Genomic DNA, 19,759 nt, shown 5'->3' with positions numbered 1-19,759 from the left:
CCGTTCTTCATCACAAAGCAGCAATCACAAACGCAGCAACCAGGCTGGCTTATTCCGCCGCAGGCTCTGCCTTGGGCTTGTCACGCAAGCGGATGTGCAAATCGCGCAGCTGAGTATTACTCACTTCACCCGGTGCCTTGGTCATCACACAGGCCGCTGACTGGGTTTTCGGAAAGGCAATGACTTCACGAATCGAGCTGGCACCGGTCATCAGCATGATCAAACGATCCAGACCAAAGGCCAAACCACCGTGCGGCGGGCAACCAAATTTCAGTGCATCCAGCAGGAAGCCAAATTTTTCCTGCTGCTCTTCTTCGCTGATTCCCAAGGCACGGAACACCGCTTCCTGCATGGCTTGGTCATGGATACGAATCGACCCACCACCCAGCTCACAGCCGTTCAGAACCATATCGTAGGCACGGGACAGAGCTTCCAGAGGCTTGGCTTCCAGTTCTTCAGCGGAACAGCTTGGGGCGGTAAACGGGTGGTGCAGAGCTGAAATCGAACCGTCGTCATTAGCTTCAAACATCGGGAAATCGACCACCCACAATGCCGCCCACTCGCTGGTGTACATGTTCAGGTCTTCACCCAATTTGCAGCGCAGCGCACCCAGTGCTTCGTTAACCACCTTGGTTTTATCGGCACCGAAGAAAACGATATCGCCATTTTGCGCTTCGATTTTCTCCATGATTTTCATCGTATTATCATTACCGATAAACTTGATGATCGGAGACTGCAGGCCTTCAACGCCTTTCTCGATATCGTTGACCTTGATCCACGCCAGACCCTTGGCACCGTAGATGCTGACAAACTTGGTGTATTCGTCAATCTGCTTACGGCTCAGCTCGGCACCACCAGTAACTTTTAACGCGGCAACACGGCCATGCGGATCTTTCGCCGGAGCGGCAAAGACCTTGAATTCGATGTCTTGCAGGAATTCTGCAACATCGACAATCTCCATCGGAATACGCATATCCGGCTTGTCGGAACCGTACTTGTTCATTGCTTCAGCGTACGGCATGCGAGGAAAATCACCCAGGTCAACGCCCAGCTCCTGCTGGAAGATGCCTTTGATCATGTCCTGGGTCAGATCCATGATGGTGTCTTCGTTTATAAACGAGGCTTCGATATCAATCTGGGTAAATTCAGGCTGACGGTCAGCGCGCAAGTCTTCATCACGGAAACACTTGGCGATCTGATAATAACGGTCGAAGCCAGATACCATCAGCAGCTGCTTGAACAGCTGTGGCGACTGCGGCAAGGCAAAGAAAGAGCCTTCATGAGTCCGGCTCGGCACCAGGTAATCACGAGCGCCTTCAGGAGTGGCGCGAGTCAGAATCGGGGTTTCGATATCCAGGAAGCCGGTATCATCGAGGTAACGACGCACTGCCGATGTCACCTTGGAACGGAAACGCAGCTTGTCTTGCATCTCCGGGCGGCGCATATCCATATAACGGTATTTCAGGCGGATATCTTCGCCCACATCGGTGTAACCATCCAGAGGAAATGGCGGCGTCAGGGCCTTGTTCAGTACCACAACCTCTTTACCCAGTACCTCAATCATGCCCGTTTTCATATTGGCATTGGTGGTACCTTCCGGACGACCACGAACGCGGCCGGTGATTTGCAAAACATATTCAGAACGCACGCTATCAGCGGTATTAAAAGCGTCAACGGTATCCGGGTCAAAAACCACCTGAACCAGACCTTCACGGTCGCGAACATCCAGGAAGATAACGCCACCATGGTCACGGCGACGGTGAACCCAGCCACAGAAAGTAACGGTTTGATCGATCAAGGTTTCGTTGATATCACCACAATAGTGAGTGCGCATCGTATGGTCCTGCTAACGTGTGAGTGTCACGGCGCTGACATATCGAATCAACGACGTACAAATTTTAAAAGGCAGGCATTATAACGGAATTCAGCCCTATCGACACTCCTACCCGAGTACCCGGTGCAAAATACTCCGGCTCCGGGGCAGACAACTTCAAGCAGGAATCTTGCGGAGAAATTGATATGACAACCCACAGCAACACGCAGACACCGACATCGCCAGCGCGACAGAATCCACAGGAACGTATGAGTACCGACCAGACATTAACCCCGGAACCATCAGCCCCACTGTCAGTACAGAGCCTGCCGGACTTGCTGCAGCAAGTCCGGCAATGCCAGCTCTGTGCCGCACATCTGCCCTGCCCACCACGACCAATAATTCAAATCAGCGCCAGCGCCCGCCTGCTGATCATCGGCCAGGCACCGGGCAGCAAGGTGCAAGTCAGCGGTATTCCCTGGGATGATGCCAGCGGCAAACGCTTACGTGAATGGTTACAGCTGACGCCGGAGCAATTTTATAACGAGGAGAAGATTGCCATCGTGCCGATGGGCTTGTGCTACCCCGGCAAAGGCAAAAGTGGTGACTTACCGCCCAGAGCGGAGTGCGCACCCCGCTGGCATGCAGATCTGCTTGCACGCATGCCCGAATTGCAACTGATATTATTGATTGGCCAATACGCCCAGAACTACTACTTGCCGAAAGCTTTTCTGCGCCAATACAAAACCCTGACAGAGCGAGTCAAGCATTGTCAGGATGTGCCCGAGCCATTTTTTGTGCTGCCCCACCCATCACCCAGAAACCGACACTGGCTCAGCAAGAACCCCTGGTTCGAAGCCCAGACGATCCCGACATTAAGACGGCAGCTGGACACCTTACTTTTCTGACAGAATCCACCTCGGCTGTGCCCAATCTACTCTGCTGTCTGCACACTCGTTCCACACTGGAAATACTTGACACCACAACACGGCAGCACTACATTACACTTTGGTTATATATAGATATACTCATACCCATATCAAAACCAGTAACCCATCGTAGCCATAGCCATCCAGCAAAATCTGGACAACACACAACCAGAACAGGCTTCCAAAAGTGTTACACAATGTCTCTCAGCGCTCAGCAAAAAACATGCATACACATTGGAAAACCCTGATCTTTTCAACCAGAGATACGGTGGCAATCAATGTTGGGTTACCCGTTACACTAAATCAGTGTAACGCCTACCATCATAGGGCTAGCGAACCTGCTGATAATACTGACAGCCGCTCACCAGCCATCCCGGCGGAGAGAATGCCAAGTGTAAAAGACCTCACGCGCTGCTGCTCATCACTGATAAGTAAAGGGCGAAGCATATAAACATGGAACTCCCCATAGCCGACTGAGCGGTAAACACCTGTCAACCTCACTTTGTCAGCTCTTTATTCCCTTTATTTTTCAATACCGTCAAAATCCCGGATTAATCACCTATAGAGAAATCTTCACGCCCTATGGTCAAGTGAGGATTGTAGTATCTATCAAAGTACCCGTCTGTTTCCCAGGTTGTTCTCATATAATCAATTTCTTTTCTAAAACGTTCAAGTTTTTCTGGATTATCTTCTTCACCACGGCTAATAGACTCGTAGTGATACAACTCAGCATACGGTGTCCAAAGGTTTCGGTAACCGGCTTTGTTCACTTTCAAACAAAAGTCCACATCATTAAAAGCAACGGTCAGATCTTTTTCATTGAGACCATTCACTTCATCAAACACACTCTTGCGAATAAGCAAACAGGCAGCAGTAACCGCAGTCAAATTTTGCACTGATTGCAAACGGCGGAAATAACCTGCGTGATTTCTAGGGAAGTGTTTATGGGAGTGCCCTGCTACCCCTCCCAAGCCTATAATGACACCGGCATGCTGAATCGTGTCATTATGATAATACAACATGGCACCCACACAACCGATGTCTTCCCGTTGGGCATGAGAAACCATTTCCGTTAACCAATCTGGCGTAATAACCTCTACGTCATTGTTAATAAGCCCTATGATACTGCCTTTTGCTTTTTTGGCTGCAAAGTTATTGATCGCCGAGTAGTTAAAAGGATAAGGGTATTTCAGCAGAGTCACTTTTGGATGCTGACCAACTTCATCAAAATAAGCCAGAGCCTCTGGATCGTTTGAGTTATTGTCTACCAATAAAATTTCGAAGTTTTGATAAGTACTTTTTTCCAGAATGGAATCAATGGCTTGCTGAGTAATATCTCGACCATTGTGGGTCGGTATAATCAATGAGACCAAAGGTTCCTTGCCATTTTCATCTACTGACGGCCAGCTTATCTTATAAAGGTTGGCATACTTACCTTTTTCAACCTTCACATTTTTACCCAATGCGGCAAAGTGATCCTCCAGTGCTTTTATTCCTGCATCGGTAGTGTAGGGCTTTTCATCAGAGCCCATAGCCGTAGAGCCTTCCAGTATACGCCAGTGATAAAGGACTCGTGGAATATGTACAATATTCTTTTGGTCAATCTCTCGAGAATACCGCAATAACAAATCGTAATCCTGGCTACCTTCATAGCCAACTCGAAAACCACCAATCCGCTTAATTATATCCGTTTGATATACACCCAGGTGGGACACGTAGTTTTGACCATAGAGTAAATCCGGATTCCAATCGGATTTAAAATGAGGGTCAATACGATTACCAGCTTCATCAACCTTGTCTTCATCACTGTAGACAAAAGATACATTCTCATTATCATTCAAAGCTTTTACGACATAAAATAACGCATGCTGTTGTAGTAAATCATCGTGATCCAAAAGAGCTGTCCATTCGCCAGTTGCTACTTCAAGAGCACTATTACTGGCTGCAGATATATGACCATTTTTTTCGCGAAATACTACCTTGATACGAGAATCTATTGTTTGATAGCTTTCCAGTACTTCTCGTACATGTGGCTTGGTAGATTGATCATCTGCCAAACACAGCTCCCAGTTCTCATAAGACTGAGCCATAACAGACTCAATACAGGCCGCCAAAAACTCTCTATCCGGATTATATACAGGCACTACAATTGAAATGAGCGGCTGGATAGCAAAAGATCGCTGTTCTTTAACAATATATTGAAAAGGCTCTGACTCATGTTTGTTTATCCATTCATCATATGGACTTGCGGCCTTTTTAGAAACACTGACAGAGTCTGAGTAGAATCGTCCTTCCTTACGCCCGTAAAGATGATAATGGCGCAGCAGTGTTTGACCAAAACTTTCCAAATCCGGATTCAATCTAAGGTAAGCACTAGGGGAAAAAAAGGCATTGGGCGCCCTTCCTTCTTTTTCTCCATAACATATATAGTGATACAAAGGGTTAACACCACTATTTTTAACATCAGCATTACTAGCCAAATAATATGTTGTTGAAAAGTATTGGGATGGATTATAGTATTTACTTGCCCCTTCCATCAGGTAATGAAGAACAGCATCTTCATAAGGGGCGCAATCACCATAAGCTGAAATATAATAATCTTCCTCAAGCAAACCTGATTCTTTTATAACATTATAATAAGCAGTTATTTCATTAGGCAACGTGGATATCCTTATAACATCACTTGATTCGACAACTTTTTCCTGGTCTGGCACTTCTGCAGCACCACCAGATTCGACAACTTTTTCCTGATCTGGCACTTCTGCAGCACTACTGGATTCGACAACTTTTGCCTGATCTGGCACTTCTTCAGCACTACTGTATTCGACAACTTTTTCCTGATCTGGCACTTCTTCAGCACCACCAGATTCGACAACTTTTGCCTGATCTGGCACTTCTACATCGCCACCAGATTCAACTACTTTTTCCTGACCAGGCACTTCTGCAGCATCACTGCATTCGACTACTTTTTTTTGGCTAATATTAGATTCCATTCCTAATATTCTTTTAAGCGTGACTCTTATACCCAATCCCATTGAAATTTCTCTTTTTGAGGGTCCAAAATTTTGCAATCAATTGTAATGTTTTGTTTATACTTCAGTCAACTATCCGATCTGTAGCAGTCAAATAATGGTTCAAATAATGACACTTACAATGAAAGGACACTTACAATGATAGTTGAGTAATAGACTGTCAGCGCTCAGATACTTACCTAGATCGTAAAAACCGTCCCGACACTAGTTTGGTATACCTAACACATATCTTCCCTGTTAAACACCCAGAAAAAATAAATAACTGACTAGTCACCACGCATCCCTGAGAGCACGCAAAGCGCGGAAAACATCCCGGTCCGCCGCGGCGACCTCCATCTCAGGAAACTGCACCTGTAATTGCGCCCGGATTTGCGGCTGATGCAAACGCAAAAACGGGTTATAAGTACGCTCCTGCCCCAGTGTCATCACCGGCATCTCTTCGGCGGAAAATGCAGCCACCTGATCCAGCCAGTACTGGGCCATGTCATTATCCGGCTCACGACTCAACGCAAAACCGAGGTTGTTTTTCATGTAGTCGTGACCCGGATACATCAGGGTGTCATCCGGCAACGGCTGGAATTGCGACACAAAAGTATCGTACATGGTGTCCACATCCCCACCCCGGCTGCAGTTGCCAGCACAGGCATTAAACAGGGTGTCACCAGAAAACAGTAGCGGCTGGCCATCCGGCCCACCATCGTCACTCAGCAAACACAAATGCGCCATGGTGTGACCCGGAGTAAACAACACCCGCAAACGAATTGTGCCCAACTCAACCACATCACCGGCCACCAGCCAACGAGCTACATTCGGGATGCGATCCGCCGCGTTCTTATGCGCCCAGATAGCCGCCCCTGTGACTTGCTGAACCCGCGGGTTGCCGTCAATATGATCGTGATGCTCATGGGTATTAAGAATCAGCTTGATCTCATACCCTTGCGCCTCTGCCAGTGCCAGCATCTCATCGGCACCCAGCGGATCCACGGCAATCGCCTGACGCGTCTCTTCGCACCCGATCAGGTAGTTGTAATTACGCAGATTGTTATTCATATAACGTCGTAACACGATCATAACAGCCTCTCCCTTATCCGTTACCAGTAGATGTTATTTTCAATATCATCTTCGCCCGTCATATCTTCAATAAAATGACTGGATAACAAGTCTTTCAATTCATGCACCCGTTGCTCCAGCGCATCCACACCATAAGGGACAGCGGGGCTGTGACCCCATACCGGGCCGGGCCAGGCAGGATCGTTTTCATTACGTACCACATGATGGACGTGTAACTGTGGCACCACATTACCCAGCTCCGCAACGTTCATGGATTTGGCCCCATAATGATCGGCCATTTTTTCGGCCACCCAGGCAGACTCCAGCATCATCTGGGTCTGATCGGCAACCGACAAATGGAAATACTCTCTGGCATCTTTGCGCAAAGGCACCAGAATCACCCAGGGGTAACGACTGTCGTTCATCAGCAACACCTGACACAATGGCAGGCGTCCAACAAATACGGTATCAGCCTGAAGGCGGCTATCGAGGGAAAACATAGTACTTTCTCCTTGTTCTTGACGTTCGGTCAGCAGCGTTTCCAAACCATCAGCAAACCGATCAGTCTGAAGCGCCCACCGCCCGGGCAAGCATTTATCTTCTTACATTTTATCTTCATAGTAGGCAATCTCCACACTCAGGTCACTGATTCATGGCGACATTTCAAGTTATATCGCAGATAGCCGACATCCCGGCAAACGACTGGCAAGCCTTGCTACCAGGGCGCTACCCTTTTTTGCACTACGCTTTTTTGCAAGCACTGGAAGACAGCCGCTGCATGGGTGACGATTCCGGTTGGCAGCCGGAATATTTGCTGCACCAAGACCACAACGGCCAGACAGACTGGATCTTGCCACTGTTCCGCAAGCAACACAGCTATGGCGAATACGTCTTTGACTGGAGCTGGGCCGATGCCTATCAACGCCACGGTTTTCGTTATTACCCCAAGCTGTTATGCGCCGCCCCCTTTACCCCGGCAACCGGCCCACGTCTACTTTATCGTCACCGCGACTCAGCCCCTCCCTGGCAATCCGCGATACAGGCACTGCAGCACCATACCCGCGATCAGGAAATGTCCGGTTGGCATCTGAATTTCCCCAATGCCAGCGACCTGGCCGAACTGGCCACCCTCAGTGAACCACAGGGGTTGTTAATCCGGCGGGCTTGCCAATTCCATTGGTTTAATCGCCGATACAGCAGCTTCGACCATTTCCTCAGCTTTTTTACCAGTCGCAAACGGAAAAGTGTGCGCAAGGAACGGCAGCGCCTGAGCGATATGAATATCCAGCTCTGTCGCCTGACAGGGGAACAGCTGACACCCGCCGCCATAAAGCGGTTTTATCGGTGTTATCAGCTGACGTACCGGAAACGCGGCCAGCAGGGTTATCTGAACAATGCCTTTTTCTTACAGCTGGCAGCCACCATGAACCAGCAAATGATGCTGGTCGAAGCCAGCCATGATGGACAACACCTGGCCAGCGCCCTGTATTTTTTTGATGACCACACCCTGTACGGTCGTTACTGGGGATGCGTAAAGGAAATAGACGGACTTCACTTCGAAGCCTGCTATTACCAGGGCATCGAGTTTTGCCTCGAACAGGGGTTAGATCATTTTGATCCCGGTACCCAGGGCGAACACAAAATCAGTCGTGGCTTTGAGCCGGTGATCACCTCCAGCCTGCACCAGTTACAGCACCCCGACTTCCAGGCCGCTGTAGCTAATTTTATTGACCAGGAAACGCCCCAGATACTGGCCTATCAGCAGCAAGCCACCACTTTACTGCCATTCCGTGAAAATGCCTTTGACGAGCTGCCAACGACATCGCACACTTCGCCACCCAACCCCCTGTCTGATAACGAGCAAACGCCACCATGAGCCTGCAAGCCTACAAAGTTGAGCATATTCTGGTTTTTACCAACAAAGGAACCGAAGCCAAATTGCTGGCAGCGCCGCGTTTAAGACCAATGGAAGAATGGCGTGAAGACGTTGCCGGATGGGTCGCCTTGCGGGCAGAGCGCACCCCGGAATTCGACCATCTGGCCGACCCGACAGCCACCGAGCCCTACATTCATCAAGCATAAGGGCCACAGCCAATCAGGATGAAAAGCGCTCAAGACCAAAATAAATCTGGATACCGGCCAACACGGAATTAACCGCAACAGCCGCCAGAATCAACCCCATCACCCGGCTGATCACACTAGCCCCGCCTTCGCCTATGATTTTCAGAATCCGGCTGGCAAGCAGCATAAACACCAGGGTAATCATCAGCACCGAAAGAATCACCATACTGGTGCCTATCTGGTGAACGAAGGAAAAGCGATGATTATCCGTTAGCAACACCGCGGCCATCATCGCTCCAGGAGACGCAACCGAAGGAATCGCCAGCGGGAAAACCGCCGTTTGCATTCCCTTGGCGACCATACTGATTTCTTCCTCCGGCTTGCTTTCACCAAAAATCATCGACAAAGCAAACAGAAACAAAACCAGGCCACCGGCCACCTGAAACGCCTCCAGAGGAATGCCCATCGCATCCAGCAGCATTTCGCCCATCATCACAAAAAACAGCATTACCAAGGCCGCAATCGTAATGGCCTTGTACGCGATACGCCGGATCATTACCGGGTTCTTTATTGAGGCTGTTACCGCAATAAATACCGGTATGGTGCCAATCGGATCGATCACCGACCACAACAGCACAAACTGCTTGATCCACTCGTTCATAGATATCCAGAAAACAGAGGAATAAAAATACCGGTGGGCAGTTCCCGACACCACTCAGGATGGCGTCAGGAAACAACACAGGTATGAGACAGGCGTGGGCTGAAAGCCTTAGTGAGCCTTGCGAGTAATCTTGTCGAGCATCCCCATCGCCACCGCCGACGATACAAACGTGAGATGGATCACCACATACCAGAGCAATTTGTCATTATTGATATTCTCGGCATTCATAAACACTTTAAGCAGATGAATCGAGGAAATTGCAACAATGGAAGCAGCCACCTTGTTTTTTAAGGAACCGGTATCCAGCTTGCCCAGCCAATCCAGTTTTTCCGCGCCTTCATCCAGATCCATACGCGAGACAAAATTTTCATAACCGGAAAACATCACCATCACGATCAACCCACCCACCAGGGCCATATCCACCAATGACAGCAACACCAGCACCATATCGGTTTCACTGACTTCAAGAATATGCGGCAGCAAATGCACCAGCTCAGCAAAAAACTTGATGGCCAGAGCCACCAGCGCCAGACTCAACCCCAAATAAATCGGTGCCTGAATCCAGCGTGATGCATAGATAAGACGTTCAAACATCTGCTCAATCACGGTATTAACTCCTTTGTGTTATGCCAGGCGTCCACAACAGACAGTGCGCTCCAATAGCGATTAGCGATACCTGGCTCGGCTCCCTGCACAGAAACACGGTTGGCAGTGCCTGGAGGAAGGACATTACCACAATCAACATCTCTGCCAAAACTTCTCGGCAATTTCCAGGCCAATTATTAACGACCCCAAAGCAGTGGTTTACTGGCCAACAACACCTGCCTCAACAGATAGCAGTCCGGGATTCCCCAAGCTGCCATCAAACCGAATCCGGTACGTTCAGCTTTATGCTGTAAAGACCCTTCTACTACCAGCCATCTTCAGCCTTCTTTCCCTGTCTGGTAGCAGCATAAAAAAAGCCCGGCAGAGCCGGGCAAAAGTCGCTGTTGCAAATCGTAGAGTATCAACAAAAAAGCGCGGGAGGATTCACCACCCGGCAACACACCCACTCTCTGGCGTTAGAGACCATCCAGATAGTTAGGTAACCACAAGCTGATTTCCGGTATAAAGGTAATCGCAATCAGGCACACCAGCATCAGCAGCAACCATGGCGCACAGGCCTTGATCGCCCAGCCAATGCTCTTGCCGGTAATACCCGCTGTTACAAACAGATTCAGCCCCACCGGCGGTGTCAGCATCCCCAGCTCCATATTCACCACCATGATGATACCAAGGTGAATCGGGTCAATACCCAGCTGCAAGGCAATTGGCAGCAGAATCGGCGCCATGATCAGCAGAATCGCAGACGGCTCCATAAAGTTACCCGCCATCAGCAACAAGATGTTCATCACAATCAGGAAGCCCCAGGCTGGCAGCCCCCAATCGGTAATTGTTGCCGCCAACTGATGAGGAATCTGCTCAGAAGTCAGAACGTGAGCAAACAACATGGCATTGGCAATAATAAACAGCAGAGTAATGGACACCCGAGCAGCATCACGAACAATCCCACCCACTTCCGGGTGATAAACCGAACGGAAGATACCTACCGGTAACAACACCATATTACGCGCCAGCATCGCCACGGTATTTTCACCGTCCTTATGCCAGGGCTGACCTTTCAGAGGGCCAATATCCCGGTATCCCCAAATAGCCACCAGGAAACCATACACTGCCGCTACAGCCGCCGCTTCGGTTGGTGAAGCCACACCCGCGTAAATGGACCCGAGTACCAGGATAATCAGCATCAGACCGCCGGATGCGCTCCACGCTGCTTTCAGAATGGCGGTAAAACCAACAAAGGGTTCAGCAGGCAAGTTTTTACGCCGGGCAACAATATAAATAGTCACCATCAGAATCAGACCAATCAGAATGCCCGGTACAAAACCCGCCATAAACATACGAGAGGCCGACACTTCTGTCGCCGCAGAGTACACCAGCATCACAATCGATGGCGGAATCAGAATACCCAATGTACCAGCAGTAGAAATCGCACCTGCTGCAAACGACAACGGATAACCTGCACGCACCATACCGACCAAAACAATCGAACCTACCGCGGCTACTGTCGCCGGGGAAGAACCGGATACCGCGGCAAACAGCATACAGGCCAGTACTGACGCCATCGCCAGACCACCACGAACGTGACCAATCGCCGCCGTAGCGAAATCAATCAAACGACGGGCAACCCCACCAGATGACAAAAAAGAAGACGACAGAATAAAGAACGGAATCGCCAGCAAGGTGTAGTGCTCAGAAACTGCTTCAAACAGCTTGAGCGCAATCGACGCCATGGAATCATTGGTAAACAGCAAAATGGCGGTCATGGAAGAGAAGCCCAGCGCCACAGCAATCGGCAAGCCCAGCGCCATACCGACAAACAACAACAAGAACAGGGTTAACGCGACCATTATGCTTTCTCCTCTGCTTCATCACAGCCATCTTCATGCAGCAGTGATTCCCGGTGTTCATGGAAACCATTGGCCTCGCCTTTCCAGACGGCCACGCCCAGCTCAACCAAACGCAGAGCCAGCAGGCTGAACCCGACCAGCAGACCAGACACCACGGTCCACTTGGGAATAGGAATATCTTCCAGCTCGATACCGATCAGATGTAACTTGGAGACATACACCCAGGAACTTTGTAAAAACAAAGCGCAATAAACCAGCGCGACAGCAATGGAGAACAACATTACCCACTTACGGGTATTGGCAGAAAATCGTTCCAGCAGAGCATCAACACAAATATGGGAACGTTCTCGTACTGCCCAGGCAGCCCCCAGCAATACCATCCAGGCCGACATAAACAGCGTCGTTTCCTGAGCCCAATGAATACCGGTACTGAAACCAAAGCGCATAACCACTTCAGCAAACACCAGCAAGGTAATACAGACCAGCAATGAGCCAATCAATATATCTTCCAGACGATTGATAAACTTCACCATCTGTTCTCCTTTTATTGTTTTCGGCCGAGGTGGCCTGCGGGAAAATCGTACGTATTGTTATCTCCACGGCATCAGCAATAGCTATGCCAACAAATAAATCAATAGCGCGATATTGCGATGGTTTTTGCAACAAACGAGAACCAGACCGAACCCAGGACCACAACAACGTGGCTGCATCAAGGATAAACCCTGACTTTTAACGCGGCATTGGCCGCAGGGCCGGTTAAATGGCAAAAAAATAGCGAAGAGGAGATTTCTGCCCCGGACACGGAAGTGCCCGGATAAATTCAGCCGAAAAGCCGTCCAGTGTTTTCAGCCGAGAGCCATTTACCTTCAAAAATGGGTGGAAAATCACCCATCAGAAGCGTCATTTGGGTATTAGTCATCCCCTGCCTGCTTGAACATTTCCTTGTCCAAACCAAATTTTTTCATTTTTTCATACAAGGTCTTGCGCCCCAGCCCCATCTCTTCCTGGGCGTCTTTCAGTCGTCCCTGATGGCGTGAGAGGATTTCCCGCAACAGCATTTCTTCGTAACGACTGACTTGCTCCGACAGCGAAATTCTTCCTGCTGTCCCACCAGACTTCAACAAGCTATCGAACGCCCGTTCGCCACCCAGCAGCACAAAACACTCCGCCAGATTACGTAGCTCACGCACGTTACCGGGCCAGTCATGGGCCAGCAGGTTCTGCCGTTGACCCGCCGTCAGGGCATTCACTTCCGAGCCGTAGCGGTTAGCGGCCGCCCAGACAAAATGCTCAAACAACACAGGAACATCTTCACGCCGGTCGCGCAGCGGCGGAATATGCACCTGAACCATATTCAGGCGGTAATACAGATCGAGCCGAAACTCTCCCCGATCACTCATTTCCTTCAGATCAACCTTGGTCGCCGCCACCACACGAACGTCCAGATCAATCTGCTGATTCCCCCCCAGAGGCTCGACCTTGCGTTCTTCCAGCACCCGCAACATCTTGATCTGCAGCACCATCGGCATACTTTCAATTTCGTCCAGAAACAGCGTCCCGCCATTTGCGTACTGGAATTTACCTACGCGCTTTTTCCCGGCTCCGGTAAAGGCTCCGGCCTCATGACCAAACAGCTCGCTTTCAATCAGGCTTTCCGGAATCGCACCGCAGTTAATCGCCACAAAGGCCTTGTCGCTGCGCTTGCTATGGGTATGCAGATAACGCGCAACCAGCTCCTTGCCGCAGCCGGTATCACCATTAATCAGCACGTCCGCCGGTGTATCTTTAATATGATTCAGGGTGTCGCGCAGCTTTTTCATATCGATATGATTACCGATAATGCGAGGCCCCGGCCGCGACTGCACTTCGACTTCTTCACGCAGTTTGCGGTTTTCCAGGGTCAGCAGGCGTTTTTCGTGGGCGCGCTGCACCGTCTCCAGCAGATGGTCGGTTGAAAACGGCTTCTCCAGAAAGTCATACGCCCCCTGACGCATGGCTTCTACCGCAATCGACACATCACCATGGCCAGTTAGCAGGATGACCGGCATATCGGCATCCACCAGACGGATTTCATGCATCAATTCCATGCCATCCATCACTGGCATATTAATGTCTGTGATCACCACGCCCGACCAGTCTCCTGTGACGTGCGCCAACGCTTCTTTGCCGTTGGCGGCGGTGATCACCTCAAACCCTTCGATTTCCAATGTTTGAGCCAGCGCCTTGCGCACGCCTTCTTCATCATCAACGACCAAGACTTCGATCATTCATCCACTCCCTTATGTTTGCGCAGCGTCATCACAAAAACCGTTCCGCCATGGGTATCAGACTCGGCGACCAGACTGCCCGACAGGGTTTCCAGAATCCGCCGTGACAATGCCAAACCGATTCCCAACCCTTTGCTTTTGGTGGTAAAAAAAGGCTGAAATATCTTGCTTTGCAGCTCTTTAGCAATCCCCGGGCCATTGTCGATCACCAGAATACGGATCTGGCCATCACAATCTTCTACCCGAACCAGAACCCTGGCGTCGTCGATGCCTTCCATGGCCTCCGACGCATTGGTTAACAAATTGATCAATACCTGCTGGATCTGCACCGGCTCACACAGGATCATTTGCCCATTTGGGGGTAATTCCACCCCAATACCCACACCAGCCTTCCTTAACAGAGGTTTCATGATCATCAGCGCCGCCGAGATGATTTCATTAACATCCACCAGCCGGGGGTCCGGCGGCGAGCGCCGCGCAAACACCTTGAAGCGCGACACAATGGCGTGCATGGAATCGGTAATCTGCAGGATTTCATGTAAGTTATCGGCCACCAGCCCAAAACGCTCCCGGGCCAGCAATTTCTGACTGTTTTCGGCATACGTCTGCAAGGCCAGCAGCGGCTGATTCAGCTCATGATTGATACCGGCCGACAACTCTCCCAATACCGCCAGCTTGGCTGTCTGGATCAGCTGATCCTGGGTCGCTTCCAGTTCACTCTGGGTACGCTGGTAATGCGCCACCAGTTGCTGCAGCTCGGTATTGGACTCGGTTAATTCTGACGTCAGCGACGACACCCGCCGCTCCAGCTCCATATTCATACTGTTGACATGTCGCTGCACCTCGGTGCGCTTGCGCCAATACAACCAGAACAGAACCAGCAAGCCGTACACCAGCGTATAATAAACACAGAACTGCAAGATACGCTGCAGCAACGCCACCCGCGGCATCAGGGCAAATACATGCCAACCGGCTTGCCGCACCAGCGCCCGCCCTACCAGGTAACGCTGCACCACACCCCCGGAAGCCAGCTGAACATAGGTATCGTTAAAGACATCGGGCGTACGGTCAGAATGATTGGCGATGGGAGACAGCGAATAATCACCATACCGGCGCGACTGCCGGATCGCCTCGCGCTGTGCTTCTGGCAAGCGCTGCAGACTGCGCATTTGCCAATCCGGATTCGAAGAAGCAAAAATAATCGAGTCGTAGCCCACCAGCAAAAAGTCATTCTGCCCGGCAGCCAGACGCTCAAACACCGACTCCAGCAGAACATGCACCACCACCACTCCCAGGACCTTACCCTCTCTGCGAATCGGCGCGGCAAAATAATAGCCGCGGCCTTTGGTAATCATACCCACGGCGTAATAACTGACGCTTTCCCCCAGTGCCGCCTGTTGAAAATAAGGTCGAAAGGCAAAGTTATGCCCAACAGAGCTGTTCTCGGTGCCGTAATTGCTCGCGCCAATAACCTCGCCATCCAGACCCAGAACAAACAGGGTATCGCTGCCCAGACTGCGATTGGTTTGCTGCAGAAACCGGTTCAATTTATCCAGCCCAGCAGGAACCGGCGCACCCAGCACGGTTTTCAGCGTGCGCAAATTCGACACAGCATCAGCGATGCCACTGTATTGCTGCAAGCGCTGACTGATACTGCCTGCCATTACCGTCGCGTCTGCCGCCAGCTCCTCCAGCGCTTCTTCCTCTTGCACCTGCCAGACCGCGGCAATCACCAGCACCACACTGATCACCCAGCCCAATAGCAACGCCGTCAACAAAAAAGTCATGGAACGCCGCTCACCTTCATGTACCAGATGTAGCGGCTCATCTTTCGAGTCATGATCAAACGCCGATATCATGGGTGGCATTCCACCCATTTGATATATTCAACGTGCATAAAAACACCCTTAAAAATAAAAAACAGACCGGACATTTACTCTGGCGCACTGCCCGTCATGGCCACAGCAGATGACGGACCAGCTCCTGGAGCCTTAGCCCAGCCCCGCAAAATACCGGGTTGAGCCAGTACAAGCCCCGCAGCAACGGCATTTTAAGCATTCGCTCAACGATAGCTACCGCAAGGCAGAGGCATTAGCCAAACGGCTAACATCCCCATTCAGACCAATTGATTGGCATACTGGTTGCTTACCCTCCCACCCTAATGAAATCGTTCTGGTCACACACTTATTCCAGGACATTTCCAGAATATTCAACATCCAATACACCAATAAAAATTAAGAGTGAGGATCGTCCATGAAAACCTTAGTCGCCACTATTCTGGCTTGCGCCAGCCTGGTAACGTTTAATCAGGCCGCAGCCGCGCCGATTGAAATCAAGTTTTCCCACGTCGTGGCAGAAAATACGCCCAAAGGCCAAATGGCCCTGAAATTCAAGGAGCTGGCAGAATCGGCTTTACCAGGTCAGGTTGAAGTCAAGGTATACCCTAACTCACAGCTGTTCACTGACTCCAGCGTCCTGCAAGCCATGCAGCTGGGTGATGTTGAAATCGCTGCGCCAGCCTTGTCCAAGTTCCAGAAGTACACCGACCAACTGCAAATTTTCGACCTGCCTTTCCTATTCAAAGACATCAACGCTGTTGATCGCTTTCAAAAAGGCCCTGAAGGTCAGAAACTGCTGAAATCCATGGAAAGCAAACTGCTGGTTGGTCTGGGCTACCTGCACAACGGCATGAAACAGCTGACCGATAGCAACCCGATCCGTGTGCCTGCGGACATTGCCGGTCAGAAGTACCGCATCATGACATCCGATGTATTGCAGGCTCAGTTTGAAGCCGTACAAGCAATTCCGCTGAAAAAGCCGTTCTCTGAAGTATTTACCCTGCTGCAAACCAAAGCCATTGATGGTCAGGAAAACACCTGGTCCAACACCTATTCAAAGAAATTCTTTGAAGTTCAAAAATACGCTACCGAAACCAACCATGGTCTGCTCGACTACATGGTCGTGACTTCTGCCGAATTCTGGTACGGCCTGTCTGACGACGTTCGCGCCAAGCTGAAAGCCGCCATGGATGAATCCATCGCATACGGCAACACCATTGCCCTGCAAAAAGATGCTGAAGATCGTCAAAAAATCATCGATTCCGGCAAAACAACCGTACTGACCCTGACAGATGCCGAGCGTCAACAGTGGGTTGATGCCATGAAACCTGTCTGGAACATGTTTGCCGACGAAATTGGTCCAGACCTGATTGGCGCCGCTCTGGAAGCCAACAACCAGTAAGACCTTCTACTTGTACGACCTTGTATGACCCTGCCCATTACCGGCCCTGAAACATTCAGGCCGGTAATAACGCACATGTGTTGATAACGAAGATCGGCCATAGGCCAATAACAATAATGAGAGTGAAACAATGAAACTGACCAGGATCGCAACAGCCATTTCCCTGAGCCTGATGACCACCGCTGCCTTCGCCGCAGAAGCCAACGTGGATTTTTACGGTTCTCTCCGGATTGCCCTGAATAAAGACGACAAAGCCATCGGCAGCGATGACGAACTGTCTCGTATTGGTATCAAAAGCAGCAAAAAGCTGGACCACGGCCTGACCGCTGTTGCCCAGCTGGAATACGAAGTTGACCACTACCACCAAAAAGAAGGCTTGAGCCTGCGTCTGGGTTACGTCGGTATCAAAGGCAAATTTGGTGAGTTGTACCACGGTTCACAAACCACGGTATGGCACAAATTTGTTCGTGGCGCTTATTTCAGCAATGGTTCAGACAGCCTGCGTATGTACAGCATTCGTGATGACGGCCTGACCCATTACTACTACAAAAACGGTGGCCTGACGGTCGGTGCTGGTATCCAGACCGAAAATACCGGTTCCGGCAACAGCTCTGACGGCAACAACATCGACTCATTACAAGCCGGTGCCGAATACAAGACTGGCAATTTCAAAGGCCAGGTTGCGCTTTTGAAAGACAAGACCGGTGACAACGAAGGCATGCTGCTGGGTGCTCGCGTCTGGTACACCGCAGACCAGCTGACACTGTCTGCCTTTACCCAACGCGCCCAAAGTGACTACGACTTCACCACCAGCAACATTTGCTCAGGTGAAGCAACTGCCACCAACGCGGTATACGGTGCCTACAAAATGGGTGTCCATAAAGTACACGCCCGTTACGCTCTGAACAGCTGTGATGACAGCGGCGATCTGGCCTCCAAAAAAGTGGAATACGTCAACGCCCTCGACAAGCAAATGCAAGTCTGGCTGTCGGTTGAGCGCCTGGATACTGTCCGCGACCATGGCGATGCCAAAACCCTGGCCGAGCTGGGTGTGCGCTACGACTTCTGAGTCGCTAACAGAAATCATCGGCCCATACTCCCTCCGTCGTAGTACAGGTAGTAACACGGATACGGAGAGCACTTAAGACCTGTGTGGTATGGGCTGACGCAATCTGATGAGCTATCGTAGCCCCCATAAGCCCACTCTGCTGAGTGGGCTTTTTGGTCTTTGATACTGACACGATACCAGCGCCATCCAGTACCTCACCGGTATACGGTCAGAAGACTCCACCCAAAGGCATTACCAGACACTACCCAACACCTGCTACTGAAGATTGTGTACTAATGAAAATTCTGCAAGCCATATTCGTTGCCATGACCTCCCTGCTCTGGGCCTGCTCGGTCTCCTCCGTGCAGCCGTCGAACGACCTCCCTACCCTGGGCCAGGGCGATGTCGAGGTCATTGTGCCGTCAACCCTGCGAGTACTGGCAATCAATGGTCAGAATGTCGACTCACCCAACCTCTACACCGGCCAATACCGACTGTTGCTCACCGAAGGCAGCCAGCGCATCGTGGTGCAGTACGAAGAAAACTGGAATACGCCTGACGAATCCGGCTATCTGATTCGCTGGCAACCGGTTGCCATCGACAGTGATTTTCGTGCCAGCCAACGCTATGTTTTGACCCATGCCCCAGTCAGGGACCGAGACCAGGCCGAAGAATTACAAAGCAGCTCTCCGATCTGGCTGATTGGTGATAATCACAAAATCACCGGCCAACCGGTTATCAAGCAGAAAGATAATGTCACCTACGTCGCAGCCGACAGCATTCAGGGCGGTGTCACCCGATTGGAACAGCTACAGGATATCTGGGCCGCCAGTAGCGACAATGACAAGGCCGCCTTCCAGCAGTGGTTACAGCAGCAGCAATAACATCCCGCAAGGCAACTCCCCACCGATCAGGCAAGAGTTGCTGCGTTTATGCGCTTACTGCCCATCAATACTCTGGTTAAGCAACCACTGCTGCCAGCCTTCACTGGCCAATACTGTCGCGACCGTATCCGGCTGACAGACCCGATGCGCTGGATCATTGGCCAACCATGGCCGCAACAGCAACTCAGGCCTGGGTTGACCCAACAGCCCGACCAGACAACGTCCGGCAGCCACCATATCGCCGGGTTGTTCTGGTTGAATATCCCGGACACCTCAAGAAGAGATAAACTCTTCACCAACAGAGGTGCCAACCATGAGCCAGAA

General features: G+C 50.7%; 17 protein-coding genes. 7 read left to right on the top strand and 10 right to left on the bottom strand.

Annotation, left to right across the window (positions count from 1 at the left end; genetic code table 11):
* Nucleotides 1–49: 49 nt before the first annotated feature.
* The gene (aspS, locus tag Q8W22_RS14970; protein ID WP_303434411.1) at nt 50–1,834 is read right to left on the bottom strand and encodes an aspartate--tRNA ligase; all 1,785 of its coding nucleotides are present in this window, start codon (nt 1,832–1,834) and stop codon (nt 50–52) included.
* Between the two features lie 185 nt (nt 1,835–2,019).
* On the opposite strand from aspS, the gene Q8W22_RS14965 reads away from it, so the two are divergent.
* Entirely contained in the window at nt 2,020–2,721 is a 702-nt protein-coding gene (locus Q8W22_RS14965; protein WP_305452881.1) for a uracil-DNA glycosylase family protein, read from the top strand.
* 572 nt (nt 2,722–3,293) lie between these two features.
* On the opposite strand, the gene Q8W22_RS14960 is transcribed toward Q8W22_RS14965, so the two are convergent.
* The 3 genes from Q8W22_RS14960 to Q8W22_RS14950 form a co-directional block, all read right to left on the bottom strand.
* On the bottom strand, nt 3,294–5,735 hold the full coding sequence (locus tag Q8W22_RS14960; RefSeq protein WP_305452880.1) for a glycosyltransferase family 2 protein: 2,442 nt from the start codon (nt 5,733–5,735) through the stop codon (nt 3,294–3,296).
* 309 nt (nt 5,736–6,044) lie between these two features.
* Nucleotides 6,045–6,845 carry a hydroxyacylglutathione hydrolase C-terminal domain-containing protein gene (locus Q8W22_RS14955; protein ID WP_303434408.1) on the bottom strand — a complete coding sequence of 267 codons (801 nt, stop codon included), beginning with the start codon at nt 6,843–6,845 and terminating at the stop codon, nt 6,045–6,047.
* A gap of 20 nt (nt 6,846–6,865) precedes the next feature.
* Nucleotides 6,866–7,324 (bottom strand): HIT domain-containing protein, encoded by a 459-nt coding sequence (locus Q8W22_RS14950; RefSeq protein WP_303434407.1) that lies wholly within the window; start codon nt 7,322–7,324, stop codon nt 6,866–6,868.
* Nucleotides 7,325–7,476: 152 nt separating this feature from the next.
* On the opposite strand from Q8W22_RS14950, the gene Q8W22_RS14945 reads away from it, so the two are divergent.
* Both Q8W22_RS14945 and Q8W22_RS14940 read left to right on the top strand, forming a co-directional pair.
* On the top strand, nt 7,477–8,700 hold the full coding sequence (locus tag Q8W22_RS14945) for a GNAT family N-acetyltransferase (RefSeq protein ID WP_305452879.1): 1,224 nt from the start codon (nt 7,477–7,479) through the stop codon (nt 8,698–8,700).
* Nucleotides 8,697–8,906 carry a hypothetical protein gene (locus tag Q8W22_RS14940; RefSeq protein WP_303434405.1) on the top strand — a complete coding sequence of 70 codons (210 nt, stop codon included), beginning with the start codon at nt 8,697–8,699 and terminating at the stop codon, nt 8,904–8,906. Before Q8W22_RS14945 ends, Q8W22_RS14940 begins: the two co-directional genes overlap by 4 nt.
* Before the next feature lie 13 nt (nt 8,907–8,919).
* Here Q8W22_RS14940 and Q8W22_RS14935 read toward each other — a convergent pair whose 3' ends face one another.
* The 6 genes from Q8W22_RS14935 to Q8W22_RS14910 all read right to left on the bottom strand — a co-directional run bounded on the left by Q8W22_RS14935 (nt 8,920) and on the right by Q8W22_RS14910 (nt 16,122).
* On the bottom strand, nt 8,920–9,546 hold the full coding sequence (locus tag Q8W22_RS14935; RefSeq protein WP_305413145.1) for a MarC family protein: 627 nt from the start codon (nt 9,544–9,546) through the stop codon (nt 8,920–8,922).
* A gap of 108 nt (nt 9,547–9,654) precedes the next feature.
* Entirely contained in the window at nt 9,655–10,149 is a 495-nt protein-coding gene (locus tag Q8W22_RS14930) for a TIGR00645 family protein (protein WP_303434428.1), read from the bottom strand.
* Between the two features lie 458 nt (nt 10,150–10,607).
* On the bottom strand, nt 10,608–11,996 hold the full coding sequence (locus Q8W22_RS14925; protein ID WP_305452878.1) for a TRAP transporter large permease: 1,389 nt from the start codon (nt 11,994–11,996) through the stop codon (nt 10,608–10,610).
* A complete protein-coding gene (locus Q8W22_RS14920) occupies nt 11,996–12,529 on the bottom strand; it encodes a TRAP transporter small permease (protein ID WP_303434401.1) in 534 nt (177 codons plus the stop codon). Before Q8W22_RS14920 ends, Q8W22_RS14925 begins: the two co-directional genes overlap by 1 nt.
* A 378-nt stretch (nt 12,530–12,907) precedes the next feature.
* Nucleotides 12,908–14,263 (bottom strand): sigma-54 dependent transcriptional regulator, encoded by a 1,356-nt coding sequence (locus tag Q8W22_RS14915; protein WP_303434400.1) that lies wholly within the window; start codon nt 14,261–14,263, stop codon nt 12,908–12,910.
* Complete coding sequence (locus Q8W22_RS14910) at nt 14,260–16,122, bottom strand: ATP-binding protein (protein ID WP_305413142.1); 1,863 nt, start codon at nt 16,120–16,122, stop codon at nt 14,260–14,262. The genes Q8W22_RS14915 and Q8W22_RS14910 overlap by 4 nt, the downstream gene beginning before the upstream one ends.
* Before the next feature lie 394 nt (nt 16,123–16,516).
* Here Q8W22_RS14910 and Q8W22_RS14905 point away from each other — a divergent pair, with 394 nt between their 5' ends.
* From Q8W22_RS14905 to Q8W22_RS14890, 4 genes are all read left to right on the top strand, one after another.
* Nucleotides 16,517–17,503, top strand: a complete 987-nt coding sequence (locus Q8W22_RS14905) for a TRAP transporter substrate-binding protein (RefSeq protein WP_305413140.1) — start codon at nt 16,517–16,519, stop codon at nt 17,501–17,503.
* Nucleotides 17,504–17,633: 130 nt separating this feature from the next.
* Nucleotides 17,634–18,572 (top strand): porin, encoded by a 939-nt coding sequence (locus Q8W22_RS14900; RefSeq protein ID WP_303434397.1) that lies wholly within the window; start codon nt 17,634–17,636, stop codon nt 18,570–18,572.
* A gap of 275 nt (nt 18,573–18,847) precedes the next feature.
* Nucleotides 18,848–19,435 carry a DUF2057 family protein gene (locus Q8W22_RS14895; RefSeq protein ID WP_303434396.1) on the top strand — a complete coding sequence of 196 codons (588 nt, stop codon included), beginning with the start codon at nt 18,848–18,850 and terminating at the stop codon, nt 19,433–19,435.
* Nucleotides 19,436–19,483: 48 nt separating this feature from the next.
* Nucleotides 19,484–19,759: hypothetical protein (locus tag Q8W22_RS14890; RefSeq protein ID WP_305452877.1), on the top strand; the 276-nt coding region annotated here is incomplete at its 3' end.

It is taken from the genome of Oceanobacter sp. 1_MG-2023 (assembly GCF_030689025.1).
Lineage (GTDB): Bacteria > Pseudomonadota > Gammaproteobacteria > Pseudomonadales > Oceanobacteraceae > Oceanobacter.
Note: the sequence above shows the minus strand (reverse complement) of the source record. Positions and strands in the feature narration are given on the sequence as shown.